At 53.2% G+C, this 15,565-nt stretch carries 11 protein-coding genes and 1 pseudogene; 7 read left to right on the top strand and 5 right to left on the bottom strand.

Translation table 11 applies throughout. The features are described from left to right. Positions 1–51 precede the first annotated feature (51 nt). The 4 genes from KCG46_RS05400 to terL are packed head-to-tail and all read left to right on the top strand — an operon-like array spanning position 52 to position 4,001. Entirely contained in the window at positions 52–711 is a 660-nt protein-coding gene (locus tag KCG46_RS05400; RefSeq protein ID WP_218404265.1) for a hypothetical protein, read from the top strand. A gap of 49 nt (positions 712–760) precedes the next feature. Beyond that, positions 761–2,074 carry a site-specific DNA-methyltransferase gene (locus tag KCG46_RS05395; RefSeq protein WP_255551774.1) on the top strand — a complete coding sequence of 438 codons (1,314 nt, stop codon included), beginning with the start codon at positions 761–763 and terminating at the stop codon, positions 2,072–2,074. A 3-nt stretch (positions 2,075–2,077) separates the two neighbouring features. Beyond that, positions 2,078–2,506 carry a DUF5681 domain-containing protein gene (locus KCG46_RS05390; protein ID WP_218404264.1) on the top strand — a complete coding sequence of 143 codons (429 nt, stop codon included), beginning with the start codon at positions 2,078–2,080 and terminating at the stop codon, positions 2,504–2,506. Further along, on the top strand, positions 2,499–4,001 hold the full coding sequence (gene terL / locus KCG46_RS05385) for a phage terminase large subunit (RefSeq protein WP_218404263.1): 1,503 nt from the start codon (positions 2,499–2,501) through the stop codon (positions 3,999–4,001). The genes KCG46_RS05390 and terL overlap by 8 nt, the downstream gene beginning before the upstream one ends. A 20-nt stretch (positions 4,002–4,021) precedes the next feature. On the opposite strand, the gene KCG46_RS05380 is transcribed toward terL, so the two are convergent. After that, a complete protein-coding gene (locus tag KCG46_RS05380) occupies positions 4,022–4,801 on the bottom strand; it encodes a hypothetical protein (RefSeq protein WP_218404262.1) in 780 nt (259 codons plus the stop codon). Positions 4,802–4,918: 117 nt separating this feature from the next. Here KCG46_RS05380 and KCG46_RS12730 point away from each other — a divergent pair, with 117 nt between their 5' ends. After that, positions 4,919–5,122: a helix-turn-helix domain-containing protein gene (locus tag KCG46_RS12730; protein ID WP_218404261.1), complete on the top strand. Its 204-nt coding sequence runs from the start codon at positions 4,919–4,921 to the stop codon at positions 5,120–5,122. Positions 5,123–5,191: 69 nt separating this feature from the next. Here the strand turns inward: KCG46_RS12730 and KCG46_RS05370 are convergent, their stop codons facing one another. Beyond that, positions 5,192–5,452, bottom strand: a complete 261-nt coding sequence (locus tag KCG46_RS05370) for a hypothetical protein (protein ID WP_218404260.1) — start codon at positions 5,450–5,452, stop codon at positions 5,192–5,194. Between KCG46_RS05370 and KCG46_RS05365 the strand changes: the two genes are divergently transcribed. Both KCG46_RS05365 and KCG46_RS05360 read left to right on the top strand, forming a co-directional pair. Next, complete coding sequence (locus KCG46_RS05365) at positions 5,451–6,671, top strand: hypothetical protein (protein WP_218404259.1); 1,221 nt, start codon at positions 5,451–5,453, stop codon at positions 6,669–6,671. The two genes, KCG46_RS05370 and KCG46_RS05365, sit on opposite strands and share 2 nt — an antisense overlap. Positions 6,672–6,975: 304 nt before the next feature. Beyond that, positions 6,976–11,868 carry an NACHT domain-containing protein gene (locus KCG46_RS05360; protein WP_218404258.1) on the top strand — a complete coding sequence of 1,631 codons (4,893 nt, stop codon included), beginning with the start codon at positions 6,976–6,978 and terminating at the stop codon, positions 11,866–11,868. A gap of 232 nt (positions 11,869–12,100) precedes the next feature. Here KCG46_RS05360 and KCG46_RS12755 read toward each other — a convergent pair. The 3 genes and pseudogenes from KCG46_RS12755 to KCG46_RS05350 form a co-directional block, all read right to left on the bottom strand. Beyond that, positions 12,101–12,337 (bottom strand): annotated as a pseudogene (locus KCG46_RS12755) (hypothetical protein); the annotation flags it as partial. 86 nt (positions 12,338–12,423) lie between these two features. Beyond that, positions 12,424–14,031: a serine hydrolase domain-containing protein gene (locus KCG46_RS05355; protein ID WP_218404257.1), complete on the bottom strand. Its 1,608-nt coding sequence runs from the start codon at positions 14,029–14,031 to the stop codon at positions 12,424–12,426. After that, positions 14,032–15,546 (bottom strand): serine hydrolase domain-containing protein, encoded by a 1,515-nt coding sequence (locus KCG46_RS05350; RefSeq protein ID WP_218404256.1) that lies wholly within the window; start codon positions 15,544–15,546, stop codon positions 14,032–14,034. Positions 15,547–15,565 lie beyond the last annotated feature (19 nt).

Genomic DNA, 15,565 nt, shown 5'->3' with positions numbered 1-15,565 from the left:
GACCCTGCCAACCTTCCGCGATCTCCCAATCCAACGAAGGATCCTGTGCGCTTGCAGCAGCGAGTGGAGGAGTTCCAGAAGCGCCTAAGTTATCTGGCCGCCAACTACTCGTTTTGTAAACAGATCTCTGAAGGCAGGCAGAGTTTCAACGACTCCATCGAAACGATTGGACGATCACTTACGCGTAAGCGGCGTTCGAGCCTGGAACTGAAGCGTGTGCATCTCGTGATCGAGGTTGAGATTACGAAGCGCGCGAGGATACTCGCTGAGCCCGAAAGCCGAGAAGTTAGGCAATCCGATATAGACAATGCAGCTGCCGAATTACTCGGCTCATTGTCAAAACTCCGTGGAGCACCAAAGAACGGATCATTGCGATATCACGTCGCTGGGCTAATTGCTTTGATCCAGCAGTTCTCAGGGCATCCCGTTCTGGCGCACCGTGGAAAGCCAGGGGAGTATGCACCCCATTTTGTGAGTGGTGTCAGTCAAATTGTTCCACACTTCTTCGAGCAAGTGGACCCAAAAGTCCGCCTCATGACGCTAGTAGAATGTGCTATATCGATCCGAACTGAGTATGCTGGAAAGAGGCTGGACTTTCTGGACCTTTTCCCGATGTATGGAACTGTTGTTGATAGCAAAGGCGAGCTGCGGCCTGGCCCCGGCATCGAAATCAAGGCATTTGACAAAAACATCTCACTTTATTCTCGTTAATCAGATGTGCGATCCCGTATAAATGATCGGCTCCAATTCTCAGGAGCCAATGATGACGACACAGACTCACCCCCGTATTGAGACAGTGCGCACCGCGTCGCTCAAACCGAACCCACGCAACGCACGGACCCATTCCAAGAAGCAGATCAACCAGATCGGGGCGAGCATAACGCAGTTCGGCTGGCTTGTTCCGATCATCGTCGATGACGACAATATGATCGCAGCCGGACATGGACGTTGGCTTGCAGCCTATGAGCTTCGCCTTCGTGAAGTGCCGATCATCCGAGCGAAGTTCGTGAGCGATGCGGATCGCCGTGCCTTTGCTCTTGCCGACAACAAGATCGCTTCATTGTCAGGCTGGGATGAGGATATACTATCTGAGGAACTCTCGGCCCTGTTCGAAACGGATTATGAGATTGGGCTCACCGGGTTCGGTGCAGGCGATATTGATTTCGCCATCGTAAACAATGACGAGACAGTCCTCGACGATCAGGGTCCAAGCGATCCCCCTCCCGATCCGGTTTCGCGCATCGGTGATCTATGGCTGATTGGCCCGCACCGCATTTATTGCGGAGATGCGCGTGATGCTTTGAGCTGGGAAGCACTGGTAGGAAATGCCCGGGCAGACATCATTTTTGCTGATCCGCCCTACAATGTTCCGATCGACGGGTTCGTGTCCGGCAATGGCAAGAACCACCACCGCGAGTTTGTGATGGGTGCTGGCGAGATGTCGCCGCCTGAGTTTACCGCTTTCCTGCGCGCTCTGTTTCGCAATTGTGTGCGCTTTTCAAAGAACGGGTCGGTTCATTATCACTGCATGGACTGGCGTCACATCCGCGAGCTGCTCGATGCAGCCGACGGCGTCTATTCTGAGCACAAGCAGCTGGTCGTATGGGACAAGGGAACAGGTGGTCAGGGCGGATTTTATCGCAGTCAGCACGAGCTCGTCTTTGTGTTTAAGTCCGGCAAGGCGAAGCACACCAACAATTTCGGGCTTGGCGAGACCGGTCGCTACCGCACCAATGTAGTCGAGTATGCGGGCGCCAACACCTTCCGCAAGGGACGCGAAGCAGACCTTGCTGCTCACAGCACGGTCAAGCCGACCGCGCTTATCGCCGACTTCTTGCTGGACTGTTCCAACCGCGGAGAGCTCGTGGTGGATTGCTGTCTGGGCTCGGGTAGCACCCTACTTGCCGCTGAGCACACCGGTCGGCGCGGAGCCGGTATTGAGCTTGACCCGGGCTATGTCGATGTTGCGATCGAGCGTCTGACAAAAGCAGGTGGGCTTGAAGCGGTACTCGATGCTGACGGTCGCTCTTTTGCCGAAGTCGCGGCTGAGCGCCGCCAGGGCGCGGAGGTCTGATCGATGAGCCAAGATCGCGAAGAAAAGCACAACGCTGACGATGGCGACGACAAGGTTGGCTTTGCCAAACCGCCCAAAAAGCATCGCTTCAAAAAGGGCAAGTCCGGCAATCCAAAAGGCCGACCTAAAGGATCCAAAGGGCTCAAGACTGACCTCAAAGAAGAGCTAGCGTCTAAAATGACAGTGAAGATCGCGGGTCAAGAACACACTGGCACGAAGCAAAGGCTCGCTCTTAAGGCATTAACCGTTCGAGCCGCGGCAGGTGAGCTCAAAGCGATCGTTCAGCTTTCCAGCCTTGTGGTCAACGTCGTTGGCGTCGAAGACGAAGACATTCGTTCTGAGCGTCTCTCGAAGCAAGACGAGAAGCTTCTCGAGCAATTGCTTGGATACAGCAACGGATCGTCTGATCTTGGCGAGAAGCAAAATGACTGAGATAGTTGCACCCCAAAAACCGCATCTCATTCTGAATCGTGCGCGGCAGCGGTCTTTCGTGGCTTTCCTGATGAAGGCTTGGCCAGAGGTGACAGGGGGTGAGCTCATCAGCTGGAACTGGCACCTCGACGCGATTGCGCATCAACTCGAGCGAGTTGCCGGCGGGGACACCCGGCGACTGATCGTCAATCTTCCTCCGCGCAACGGCAAGTCCAAGCTGATCTCGATCATCTGGGCGGCGTTTATGCTTGGTCAGGATCCCACGCTCAACTTTGTCTGCGTGAGCTACTCCAACGAGCTTTCAAGCAAGCTTGCGCGGGACTGTCTCTCGATCATGCAATCCAATTGGTATCAGAAGCTCTTTCCAGCAACGAAGATCTCGAGAAAGCGTTCTGCCAACTGGGATTTTGAAACCACACGCGGCGGAGGACGGCTAGCAACCTCGGTCACTGGCACGCTTACAGGGCGCGGCGGCGATATCATCATTCTGGACGATGTGATCAAGCCTGACGAAGCCATGTCGGAAGTTGCGCGCAACAATGTGAACAATTGGTTCCAGTCAACGCTGTCGTCGCGGCTAAACGACAAGGGGTCCGGTGCGATACTCTGTGTGATGCAGCGACTGCATGAGTTTGATCTAACGGGCATGTTGCTTGAAGCAGGTGGTTGGAACCATCTGTCACTTCCCGCAATCGCGACCGAAGATGCCACGATCCCGCTCACCCGTGGCAAGCAACACAAACGCAAATCGGGGGAAGTCTTGCACCCGGAGCGCGAGCCGCTTTCCACCCTAGATGAGCTCAAGGTTGCGATGGGCTCGCCTGCATTCAACGCGCAGTACCAACAGGACCCGATCCCAGCCCAAGGCAACATCTTTCAGGCTTCTTGGCTCCAATATTACGACCCTGACACCTTCGATGAATATGGTGAGGTTATCCAGTCATGGGACACTGCCATCAAAACTGGCCCCACGAATGACTGGTCGGTCTGCGTCACCGCAACCGTGTTCCAGAAGAACGTCTACATCACGCATATCTGGCGCGGACGGTTGGAGTTTCCTGAGCTGCAGAAGAAAGCTGTCGAACTCGCCCAGCGCCACGGTGCCAAGACAATCCTAATCGAAGACAAGGCCTCCGGCTCTCAGCTCCTGCAGGCTTTAAAGACAGAGCATCAGGCTCGCATACCCACACCGCTAGGGCGTACACCCGAAGCAGACAAGGTTACGCGAGCTGCCGGTGTCTCCAGCATCCTCGAAGCTGGAGAAGTTTATCTTCCCAACGAAGCCAGTTGGCTCGACGCATTTGTAAAAGAGCTTCTCGCATTCCCGAACTCCAAATTCGACGATCAGGTCGATGCGCTGACTCAGCTGCTCGAACGCGTTCGGCAACAGTGGAGCTACCATCAGCCAGACTTGGTCGGCCCAGAAGCTCCCGATCCGCTTGACTATTCCGACAACGATTATTCGGATGATGTTGACCCTTGGGGCGCCTACTAGACAATCACGCAGGCTCGAGCTCATCGCACCGTAAGCGCCAGCCTAACTGTATCAGCGCTGTCTAGTACGAAGGCACAATGAACATCTCCGTGCAAGACCGTCACCTTGCTAAACGTTTCCATTGGGCGCCGGAATGTTGCTTCGGTCGCGTTGGTACCCTCGCTGACAAATGGGGCAGTTGGTGCAAACAGAAAGGCGGCGCTCCCATGTTCTATGATGTCCCTCGCCGAGTCTGGACCGACTTCGAAGTCGATTGGACGATAGCTTCTTCTACGCGTTTCTTTGAACGGTGATTCATCATAGTCAATCGGCTTCTCCCAGATCGCGAACAGGTTCTCGTAGGTTTGCTCAACCGTCACTTTGGCACCAAAGCCATTGGTCGCCTCCCTCGTGCTTTCTCGGAGCGTCTCTCGACCAATGACAAATCCAAGCGGTCTTTTGGCGCCGCGCAGTTCCGCTCGGAAGAGCGACCTGAAGCTTCGGTCACGTTTTCCAAAGTTGTCCGCAGTGAATGGAATTTTGCCTTTGTCTGCATTGTAGAATGGACGCGGTGAGCTCCACCGCTTGCGCAGAACAACGGGGCCGACATTTGCGCGGTTTGAAGCCTCGGCCAGTCGGCGCTCATAGGCCTCGCTTGTTTCATATGCGCCCTTAGGCTCTTCACCCTCGAGCGAGGAAAGCACTTCGCTAAATTCAAGAGGAGCAAGGGTGCGTCCGATATAGGTCTGGCAGTCCGTTTCCTGTGCTGCCGCAGGCGCTGCCACAGCCGCTAACAGAGTTCCAAGTATCAATTGCTTCAAGGCGGCCTCCTGTAGTCGATAAGTGACATGGACTACTGCTCGAATGGCAAGCGCAGTCAAGCATTATGTCACTGATCGTCTGTAGATTGATCGGCGACATACGCCTCAACTGCGCGCGTGGATATTCGTGATCGACTTGCTGCCAATCTAAGACGCATCCGCCATGAAAAAGGCTGGAGCCAAGAGGAGTTCGCTCACGAAGCCGATATCCACCGGACCTACATCAGCGACCTTGAACGCGCTGCTCGGAACCCTTCGATCGAGGTTATCGAGAAACTAGCTAAGACGCTTAAGGTCAATGCGGGGCAACTGCTGGATTGAGCGGCTGTTAGCATTGGACAGTAGCGCCATGGCGACAAACTTCTGTAAGGTAACAAGAAGTGCAGTCCGTCAGCTTTGCGCCCCAATATCAGCCTTCGGATCAGCTCGTCGCTGATCCCAGAAGCAGACGCTCCGTGCATCCAACGCAATTGGCATCAGCATGGGTGCCTCCATGTGGGGACAATCGTCCGTGGCGCACAGGTTGCCGATCCTCTTTTCAAAGCCGGCGGCGGACGAGGCCGCTGTTAGGCGCATTTTCCAAGGTCTTGTTTCCACACGGCGCTTTTTGTCCTTTTGTTCAACGCGCATCTGCAGGATAACGAGGTCCATGCCGATGCGGGATCCGTTTTTTGAAAGAGTTAGGGACGGCGAGTGGAACGCTTGCGTCGGAACCCAAGGATTCGAGCTAAACTACGTTGAGGGATTCCTCGACGCTGCCGCGATCGTGGCGGATGCACTGGTCGACGGCGAGATGTTTGGGGGTCGCGACACGCTTGCGATGCCCATCCTGTACAACGCGCGGCACGGTCTTGAGCTAGCGCTCAAATTCGTGATCGGTAGTCTCGCTAGGAGTGGGATGATTGCGGACCGCCCGGGTGATCCGGACCATGACATCTTCGCCTACTGGGAGCACCTCGATGCGCAGTCGGTCCCTGACCACCGCTCGCGAGAGCTCGTCACCAAACTGCGCCCATTCGTGGTGAGCTTAGACGCGATCGACAAGAACGGAGGCGAGCTGCGCTATTTCGAGAACAGGGATGGTCGCCGCAGCTTGGGCAGGAATCCCACGATCCATCTCAAGCTCGTGCGCGCGAACGTTCATCGGCTGAAGTCGTTGGTGCGCGCGCTGACTGACCGGGTCGAGGGGCTCGAGGTGGAGTGGCCGACCGGCACGTTCACAAAGTTGCTGTCGCGCACCGATCTAGTCGAGGTGGCGAAGATGCTGGGCCCGCGGTCAACTTGGACCGAAGCCGACTTCGATGATCGCCGCAAGGCAGTCAAGGTTAGGTTTGGAATCGGCAACGGTCCGCTCACCGAGGCGATTAACACTATCGAGCGATCGGGTGAGCTGGGCGTCCACCTCGGAAAGTTGAGCCGCCCGGAGCACCTGACGGGCGAGCGACTCATCGAACTCGCCGACCTGTGGCTTGCGGCCCACCCACCGCGCCAAGGGGACGGCAAGGTCGCTTTTTTGACCTCTCAGGACATCAGCCAGCTGCTGGAAAACGGCCTCCCAGAGCAGGCGAAATTGGATCAGATGGTACTCGAACGATTCAGCCTTGAGGAGGTCGCCGATGCTGAGACCCTGTACTACGTCGGCACCGTCCCACTTCTGGGCGAGGAGTATGAGGCCAAGTTGCGCAGCGTCTTGGCGCAGCACGAGGTCGCGTCAAAGGCTCAAGGGAGCCGCTGGGACAAGGTCCATCACATCATGTCGAAGACCAGCTTCCTGGCGGGGTTGATGCGGGGGCTGCGACGTACCGGCAGCCCAGATATGGCTGATGCCATCTCCGAGTTGGCCGAAGCAACCACGTCCAAGAGGGACTAGCTGGAAGGTAGCGCCCCAAAGTCGTTCGTCCAGTTAGACTGCGTTGAACGTCGTATCTAGCCGAAAGCGGTCAGTCGCCGTGGGCCGAATCGGACCGTGAGGAAAGCGCCCCAATCCATGACGTAGCCGTCCGAGATCTTAGTTCCTTTAAGCGGGCCTCATTTTCCAAGGCCATTCCTGCAAGGGAGAATGACAATGACGTATTCATACCTCGAGCCTGCCGTTCGAAATTAGATCAAGTTATTCTCAAGCTTTACTCCGATCATCACTTGCCAGACATGGCAAGTTAAGCGCACATAAATTGATGACTTATTCCACGCCACCTAACGATAGCACCGTACTGTCGCCACCAGACATGTCGCGACCAAACCTGCCAGTCCAATCAAAGGTACAAGTTCTTCCAATGGGCGAACTTACTTGGGAGAATTTTGAAAGGCTGTGCCACAGGCTTATCCAACAGAAAGGGCAAATTGAATATTGCCGTCGCTTTGGACTACAAGGCGAAGCACAGGAGGGCATTGATATCTTCGCCCGACAATCAAATGGACGATATCATTGTGCACAGGTCAAGAAGCACAAGCGTTTTGGTGCTTCAAAGATAAGAGAAGCAGTTGATCTCTTCGTAGCCGGAGAGTGGTTGAAGCAATCGGATGGCTTCGAACTAATTGTCCAAGCTTCATTGAGTTCAACCTCGGCTCAGAAAGAGATCGAGAAACAGACTAGGCGTCTTGAGGGAAAGGGGGTCAAGTTTAGGGCAATCGATGGAGAACTGCTAAGCTCCGTTCTGCGCGATCATAGCACGATAGTAGACGACTTTTTTGGTCGGCATTGGGTTGAGGCCTTCTTAGGCAGAGAGTGCGCTGAATCTTTGGGCGCCCGCTTAGATGGCGGTGAATTTGCCAAGGTTCGACTGCAGCTAGCCAACGTTTATCATTCGCAGTTTCACCTTTTTGATCCTGGGAGTTTTGGGTCAATCAGTGATGCTGGCACCAATCCCCCCCTCTCGTTGCTTGAGCGATTTGAAGTTCCGGACATATATGTGAACGAGACAGCTGGACCGTTCGCGGATGATAGCGAGCGCTCAAGTAAAGATGACGAAGCATCAGGCGACTTGAGCGGTCGCAGTGGTGTATATCCAGATTCATCGATTTCGAGACCTGGTGTTGGTCAAAAACGGATAAGGCGAACGACTGCAGACAGATGGCTCGCAGATGGCAGTTGCTTTTTCCTGCTCGGAGAAGCTGGTAGCGGCAAGAGCACGTTGCTTCGGGTGATCGCTCTTCAAGTGTTGGCTAGTGAACTCAATGCTGCGCAATTGATATCGCGGTGGTCAGACTTGCTTCCAATTTACGTTCCTTTCGCTCGATGGGCCGCAATGACCGCCAAACAGGGGGGGTCAGTCGGCATCAAAGAGATGGCGCGGTTACATCTACAGCCATTTCTGACCACCGAGCTAGGTGACTTAATTGATCGGGCTATAGACGAAAAACGAGCCCTCCTCTTGGTCGACGGAATGGACGAATGGGCGAACGAGCAGTCTGCTCGGACGGCACTTTCAACATTCTTGGCAAGCGTAGACGCTCATGAACTGCCAGCAATTGTGTCCGGAAGGCCGCGTGGAGCCGATAGGATAGGAGCTGTCCCATCGGGATGGTCTAGGGGAACGATTGCACCCCTTTCTAAAGAACAGCAAGTAGCGATTGCCCATAGATGGTTTGAACGCCATCTCGCGCCTGGCAATGATCGGTCCTCGCATCGAGCTGCCATTGAACGAGCCCGAAGCTTTTCCAGCGAGGTTTCAAGCGACCCCAGTCTAGTGACGATCGCCACCGTTCCCTTGCTCCTTGTGGGCTTAATCACATTGGCATTACGCGGGCAGATACTGCCTCGCACAAGACCTGAGATATATAACCAGCTTGTAAGAGTGTTACTGGAGATTCACCCTACAAATAGAGCAACAGCGTCTGGGGACACCGAGAATCGGCTAGATCAAGCGGTGGACCCTGATCAAAGACGCGCCGCGTTTGGTAGACTGGCACATGCTCTTCGAGAAGAAGCAGGCGGGGGGAGTCTAGCGAAGCAAAAAGCGCGAAACATCCTGACAAGCTACCTAACTTCGTTGGACAGCTACGCGCTTTCAGAAGCTCAGGCACTCTCCGTCGCCAACGAGATGCTCGCGGTAAACGCGGAAACCCAAGGCCTCGTAGTCGAAAAATCACAGGGCGAATTTGGCTTCGTACATGCAAGCTTCGAGGAATTCCTAAGCGCAGAGTATCTGGCAGGTTTACCTTTCGATCACATTGCGAAGTTTGTGGTTGAGCAAGCGGCAGAGCCGCGGTGGCGAAACGTCATTGTCCATTTGCTATCTGGACTTGCGCGCCGCGATGAGATCGAGCGCCTTGTTCAGGAAATCGAACAGCGGGAAACAGACAAATATTCGGAATACAACTTAGCTAGATTATTGGACGACATAGCGATCGGGATTGCGTCCAAGGCCCCAGTCACCGCGAAGCGGCTTGTGTCGGAGAGCATCAAGAGAGTGGAAATGGAAGACTGGATGCCTGCGAGGCGTCACTCTCTGGACACGTTGCTAGCTGGATGGTCAGATCCAATCCTATCCGAGACAATCGAACCCAAGCTCCCTCGCTGGTACCCGTCTCGTCTTTCTCATGGGGCTTCCTTGATAGAGGCATTGAGAACATGGTCTCCGTCCCCCCAACTATCTGAAGTTCTGTGGAAGGCGTTGCGTGATGAAGACCAGGCAACGCAGCGAACGGCTGCAGCCGTACTGATCCACCATTTCGGAAAGGACCAAGCAACTAAGCAAGAGCTGATTGATGCGCTTTCGCAGACAAGTAGCCTGTCAACGGCGGCTGCTTACCTCGAATGTCTGGCTTTGGGTTGGGGGGAGGACTCCAGCTTGCGACCGCTCTTTGAAGAGGCCGCTAACCACGAGCAAAGTGACCTTCAGATTGTTGGGATTCTTGGGCTTGCGTCTCAAGGCGAGCTGCAATCTGAGAGGCGTGACGCTTTGCTAAGGGCGACAGGCTTCTGGGCGGGTATTTCATATCCTCATCGAGATCTAGCTGCTGCCTTGCTGATGAAGCACTGGTATGATGATGATGAGCTCATTTCTAGTGCGCTCGACCATCAAGGCCACCGGCATGACTCTCCATGGGAGCACGATGTGGCCGTGGCTTTTCTTATGGAGGGTGCAGGAGAGAGGGAAGATGTTCGGAAGTGGATCAGAAAAGAGCTAGAATCCGAATTTCCATTCAATATCTTCCGAGACGATCGGGTTTGGGGTCATGTTGGTCGCATTGCGGAGATGGACGACAAGATTCGCGAATTAGCCAACGCCTATTGGTGCGATGCGAAACGCACCTTAATCTCTGTCCACAAATCGATTAACTACGTCGTGCATGTTGCTGACAAGCCGGTTGCAGAAGCTCTGTGCACTGTTCTGTCAGAGAGGGACGGCATGAATCGCTATTGGGCCGTATGCGCCCTCCTCAATGGGTGGGGACGTGATCATCCGGACGTAAGAAACACTTTCGATCAGATCGCAAGTTGGGATGATCAAAACCTTGTGGACGTGGCCGCTTTCGTTCCGGAAATCTTTGGGGACAAAGAAAAGGCCCGCTCGCGACTTCTAAGAATGGCTGACTTGCCCGATCTGCGAAGAGACATGTTGGCGCACGGCCTAGTCTCTGCCGGCTGCGACGGAAGTGACGACGACGCAGTGAAAGCCATCATGGCTGAGAGCCGACATAAGGGTAAGGTATTTAGCCCAACCTCGACCCTTTTCAGCAACTTCGCCGCAAATCGCCGAGTTCGGGAACTGGCTATGGTGTGTTTATCGGATCGGGATCCACCTCTAGCGGCGATAGCAACTGGTTTTCAGGATGATCCTGAGATTGCTGACCTCATACTTGGGATGGCCACACCTTTGCCAACCGAGCTAAGAGCCCAAATAATCGAGGCGGCGGCACAGGCTCCACAAGGGACCAACCTCGCGAACCTACTGCGCGAACCTTTGAGGGAAAGCGATGCAGATTTGCGTGCCCTTGCAACTATCGCATTGTGCGCGAACACCGAAGATACGGCTATTGAGCAATTGGAGGCATACTTGATGGATGGCGCATTGTCGGTCGGCCCGAACTATGATGAGGTTCGGGCTGCATCACTTGCTGGCCTTGCCACCATCGGCAAACTTGATTGCATTGCGTCGATTAAAGAAGGCGAGAAACTTGCACGACTGTCAACCGGAAGGATGATTGATGAAATTCCATCTGTAAATCGAGCGCTGTGTGGATCCCATGAAAGCTTGCAAAAAGCCTTTGGCCCATCTTTGCAGGAAAGGTTCGACTCCGGAGTCAGTGGCCCACAATATGCCAATATGCTTTGCGAGGCCCCCGACGCGTCTGCTTCATCGCAAAGAGCATTTCTGGAATTGGCAGAAACGAAGAGTCTTCCGAGAACTGCGCGTGCGATGCGGTCTCTCGCGAGGCTCAGTCCAAAGAGCGAGATATTACTCGCGTCGTGTATGGAAGCCATGTCTTCCGGCGAACACGGCAATCAAGGCCTCTCCGAGAAAGCGGAGATTGCCCACATTCTGCTCGAGCAGTTTCCAGATATCGAGCATGTACGCGAATGCCTTTCCGGCCTTGGTGGCTTCGGGTTTTCGACGACGGACACAATTCCACTTGCGATATATGATCCAGGCCATCAATCCTTACCGGCGTTTCCACTAGAGGAGAACTTGGCTCACCAACTTGGAGGATGGACACTCAACGCTCTATTGGCCTGCCACGTGGCGAGCGCGGAGCAAATTGCAAATTTTGTGGCTGAATTGGTTACCCGCAAATGGCGAAACCAGTTCGACGGGCAGGTCCTAGCAAATCGTTCAGTGATAGCTCGATTGCGAAACGACGAAGAGGCCGCCTTTCGATTTGGGCAAGAAATTCAAGTCAACTCAAATCCGGAGGTAACAGGAAATTTTGCTCGGTACCTAATCTCGGCCGGTCGGTTCGATAGCGCTGCGCGCGAACGGGTGGTGGAGCTACTTGCGGATATCCGATCTAAGCAAACCATACCATTGTCAGGTTATGACGCGATCGCAAATGAATGGCGATCAATCGCTGCCATTTTGCTTGACGCATTGTCTAGTGAGACTGAAGCAGGAAGGGCGCTCTAGGCTAGCATGATCAACAAAAAAAGTGGGTTTGTCCGCGAGAAGCTGCTTGGCGTGGACAAAGATCATAATAATCCTGCCAGAAGGCCCAAGATAGATCGGGAAGTGCTAGCGGGTATGACAACGTTCGAGAAACCAAAGTACTCAAAAGTCCGCTTTCTGGAAAGTAAGAACTCATAGCGGAACTTCCACTTTCGGCCCAATTGCCGTCATTTCAAATCCACGTGTCGTCAGACTAACTGCACTTGTCTCTGATTGGCGAAGCTGTGGCAAGGTCGAGCTGGGTTTGGGCCGCAAGAAATTGCCACTCAGCAAATGCGGCTGAGCGGCTTTCCTCGAAAGTTTGTCTGTCGACGAGGTCGCGCTGTACATCAAAGTGATTGTGGAAGTTGGCGTGAACAGAGGCGAATTTCTGTAAGCTCTTCACCCGCCGAAACCGCTGCGTAACAGGCTCTTTTCGTCGGAATGGTAATCCAAGCGATTGACGCTTAGGTTGCACCAAATGCGCTTACGACGGACAATTTGGAGAACCTCAATCGAAGAATTCGAGCTCTATTCTCATGTCTTCCGAGTTCGCTGCCGCACCGCGAAAATCAGTCGGGCTATAATCCAGGCAAAACAAATAAGCGCAGATACGCCAAGGCCCCCGATGACATCGGGTTGAAACATAAAGGCTGATCTAAAGGTTGCGCCAAAACTTTGAGGAATGGCGAAAAGACACGCCCAAATTAGGCCTGTGAGAATGGTTATCAGAAGCCCTATCTTCCATACTGGCGAGCGCTCTTGCGGGTCGCGACTTCGCATTTTGTTGATACGTTTGATCGAAAGGAGCGCGCCGATCAATAGAAAGGCGGGTAAAATGACGGCGAAGACGGCAGAGGCGTAAGCGAAACGAGAGGGTGTTGCCGGGCGTGGCGAGAAGCCCCTCATGATGTCTTCAACACCATTCCTTATTTCGCCTTTCAAAGTCCCACTTTGATTTGTCAGCAATACGAAGCCTTTTCCGGTTTCTGGTTCAAACGCTGCTGCGGCAGAGAAGCCCGGATTTAACCCGCCATGGCTTACAAGTATTGGATCGAGTTCACGCTCCACAAACCAGCCATAACTGTAGATCGCGCTCGGGCTATCGGAAGCCAGTTTGCTATTGCCTGCTCTGAACCTATCAGAGCCTATCACGGAGAGCATGTAACGGCCCATATCTTCGATACTCGCCGTGACACCGCCGCCGCCAATATTCATTCGGCTCATTATATGGGGGGTGGGCTTTGTTGATCCCCACAATCGGGCATGTCCGATAGCTGGTGGCGCAGACTGAAGCGGTCTTTGGCGCACGTAACTATTTTCCATTCCCAGAGGCTGGAGAACTCGCTCTTTTAAGATAACCTCGAATCGCGCGCGCTCAATTTCCTCCAAGAGCGCTGCAGCGACGACAAAATTTGCATTGGAGTATTCAAAAGTGGAACCCGGTGCGTATTTCAGGTCCACAGTTTCCAGTTTCGATAGGGCGAAGGACAATGCATCATCAGCGTTATACTGAGTCATCTGGTGCCGATTACCGTCCAGCGTTGAAATGCCCGATGTATGACTAAGGACTTGATTGACAGTGATCAGATCAGATTGAATTTTGTTACGAGTTCTGAAAGTAGGAAGGTAAGAGGCGATGGGCGCGACTAAATCAATCTTGTCTTCGGCGGCCAATTGAAGAATGGCTCGCGCTGTAAAAGATTTTGATAGGGACCCAATCTGAAATGGAGTTTGACGCGTTACAGGTGAGGTGCCGGCGATGTCTATGACGCCAAAAGTGCCCATATAGACGATCTCGCCATTATCAATGAGCGCAACAGCAACGCCGGGCGTGCCCAAGCTTTCCATTGACCGAATTACATGTGACTCAACCGCTTGGATGTCCGCATCCGAATATTTGCCTGAAGTTTGCGCTAAGGCTGAATGAAAATTTGCCATGAGGCCCAACAGGATCAGGCCATAAGAGAGCCAGCGCGTCGCAAGACGCATGTGGGGTAAAAATTCAGTCATGACTGCCGCACTAGATAAAAAATCAACTATTCTGGTCCCAAGTAGATTGCAAAATAGGGTTCTATCAGCAAATGTTTTGCGTCTTTGCTGTGTGCTGCGGTAGCCGCCCAATTCTAAGTCAAAGATACGCACTCATAATTCATTCAAGTCCACATCCATATTCAAAAGCTGAATATTCTGTTGATCGAATAACTTCCCCAAAATTTGAGCGAGAATGACGCTTGGTTCACCTAGATCGTTTTCCCGCGTAATCGCCGTATTGAAAACGATTGAAAGGCCGGTTTCAGGGAAATAGGCGTGCTGGGTGTGTGTGTGGAAATCACCTGAATTATAGAAAAACTTCTGTCCGCCAATATATCCGATCATAAAGCCATAGCCCCGAGCCCGTTTGCTTCCATCGGGTAAAACGGTTTGCGCGTAGGCTCGATCAAAGGACGACGGCGTCAACATAGCGCCTTCGGAGATTGCCTTTTGCCAAAGGCGTAAATCCGAAGCGGTGCTAACAATATCACCAATGCCTGCCATATGCGTAGGATGCACGATGGGACCGGTGATGGTGTAGCGACCAGCTACATCCTTATAGCCTTGCACAGGAACCAGTTTTTCAGCATCGGTATAGAAAAAGCCGGATTGGGTCATACCCAGAGGGGCAAATATGTTCTCGCGAATGTAGCGTTCGCGCGATTGCCCGCTCGCCATCTCAGCAATTTTCGCAAGTAGAAAATACCCGGTATTGCCGTATTCCAGCCGCGTGCCCGCTTTAAATCGTAAGTCCTGCTCATTGAGCAAGCGTGTGATCTCATCCAAGGTCAGAGGGCGGTTTGGAGCATAAGTTGCATTTTGGAGGTAATGGGGCAGTCCGTGAGTATGATTGAGTAAATTCGCGATCGTAATCTTATCTGCGTTTTGAATGTCTGGAGCATATTTGGATAATGGATCACTGAATTTGAGTTTACCCCGCTCGGCGAGTTGCATGATGCTCACCATCGTGAACTCTTTGCTGACAGACCCTATGTCGAAAGGCTGAGAAAGATCCCGAAGTTGACGCGCTTTCACATCAGATAGTCCTCGCTCATATTCGAATAGAGGCTTTCCATTTTTCCAAATCGATAGCACCGCGCCGGGTCCATCGCTGTCGACATAGGTGTCAATCAGAGGACCCAAATCCGCAGCTAAGTTTCCGGCTGTTTTGCGCTGGGGAGAGTAATCGCCTTGATACCGACGGGGTAAGGATGTGCACGCAATCGCTGTCTTCGCGACCGATCCGTCATCAAGAATGATGTCGAACCTAACCTGTTTCTCGAACGAAACATCAAAGGTCTGAGTTTCAATCTCGGTGACGAATGTCACGCGCGTTGTCTTCTGACTAGCGCATTCCAGTGTCAGAACATCCGGGTTGATCTCCGGTGAGATAATCCAAGGGTTCGGAGGTCCTTCATTAACCGTATAATGTATCTCCGTATTTTTAGCTCGCAAGCTCGCGTCTAGCGTATTCGTCTCAACAGATGTTTGGCCGCACGCGGTCGCTGCAAATAGAACAGACGATATAGCTGTGAGGCTCAAATGCTTCTTATTCCGCCTTAATGAACGGCCAAGCGTCTTACTAAAAAACATTATAGCGGTTTTTCCAATTTTGAGGTTTGGCATATCGCGGGCAGTCCATTGA

Source organism: Erythrobacter crassostreae (genome assembly GCF_019204045.1).
GTDB lineage: Bacteria > Pseudomonadota > Alphaproteobacteria > Sphingomonadales > Sphingomonadaceae > Erythrobacter > Erythrobacter crassostreae.
This window is presented reverse-complemented; position numbering and strand designations above follow the sequence as displayed.

What these genes read in the sequence shown, in the direction of transcription:
- KCG46_RS05390 (WP_218404264.1), top strand. Translation starts at nt 2,078, where the DNA reads ATGAGCCAAGATCGCGAAGAAAAGCACAACGCTGACGATGGCGACGAC.
- KCG46_RS05370 (WP_218404260.1), bottom strand. Translation starts at nt 5,452, where the DNA reads ATGGACCTCGTTATCCTGCAGATGCGCGTTGAACAAAAGGACAAAAAG.
- KCG46_RS05350 (WP_218404256.1), bottom strand. Translation starts at nt 15,546, where the DNA reads ATGCCAAACCTCAAAATTGGAAAAACCGCTATAATGTTTTTTAGTAAG.
- KCG46_RS05365 (WP_218404259.1), top strand. Translation starts at nt 5,451, where the DNA reads ATGCCGATGCGGGATCCGTTTTTTGAAAGAGTTAGGGACGGCGAGTGG.
- KCG46_RS05360 (WP_218404258.1), top strand. Translation starts at nt 6,976, where the DNA reads ATGACTTATTCCACGCCACCTAACGATAGCACCGTACTGTCGCCACCA.
- terL (WP_218404263.1), top strand. Translation starts at nt 2,499, where the DNA reads ATGACTGAGATAGTTGCACCCCAAAAACCGCATCTCATTCTGAATCGT.
- KCG46_RS05395 (WP_255551774.1), top strand. Translation starts at nt 761, where the DNA reads ATGATGACGACACAGACTCACCCCCGTATTGAGACAGTGCGCACCGCG.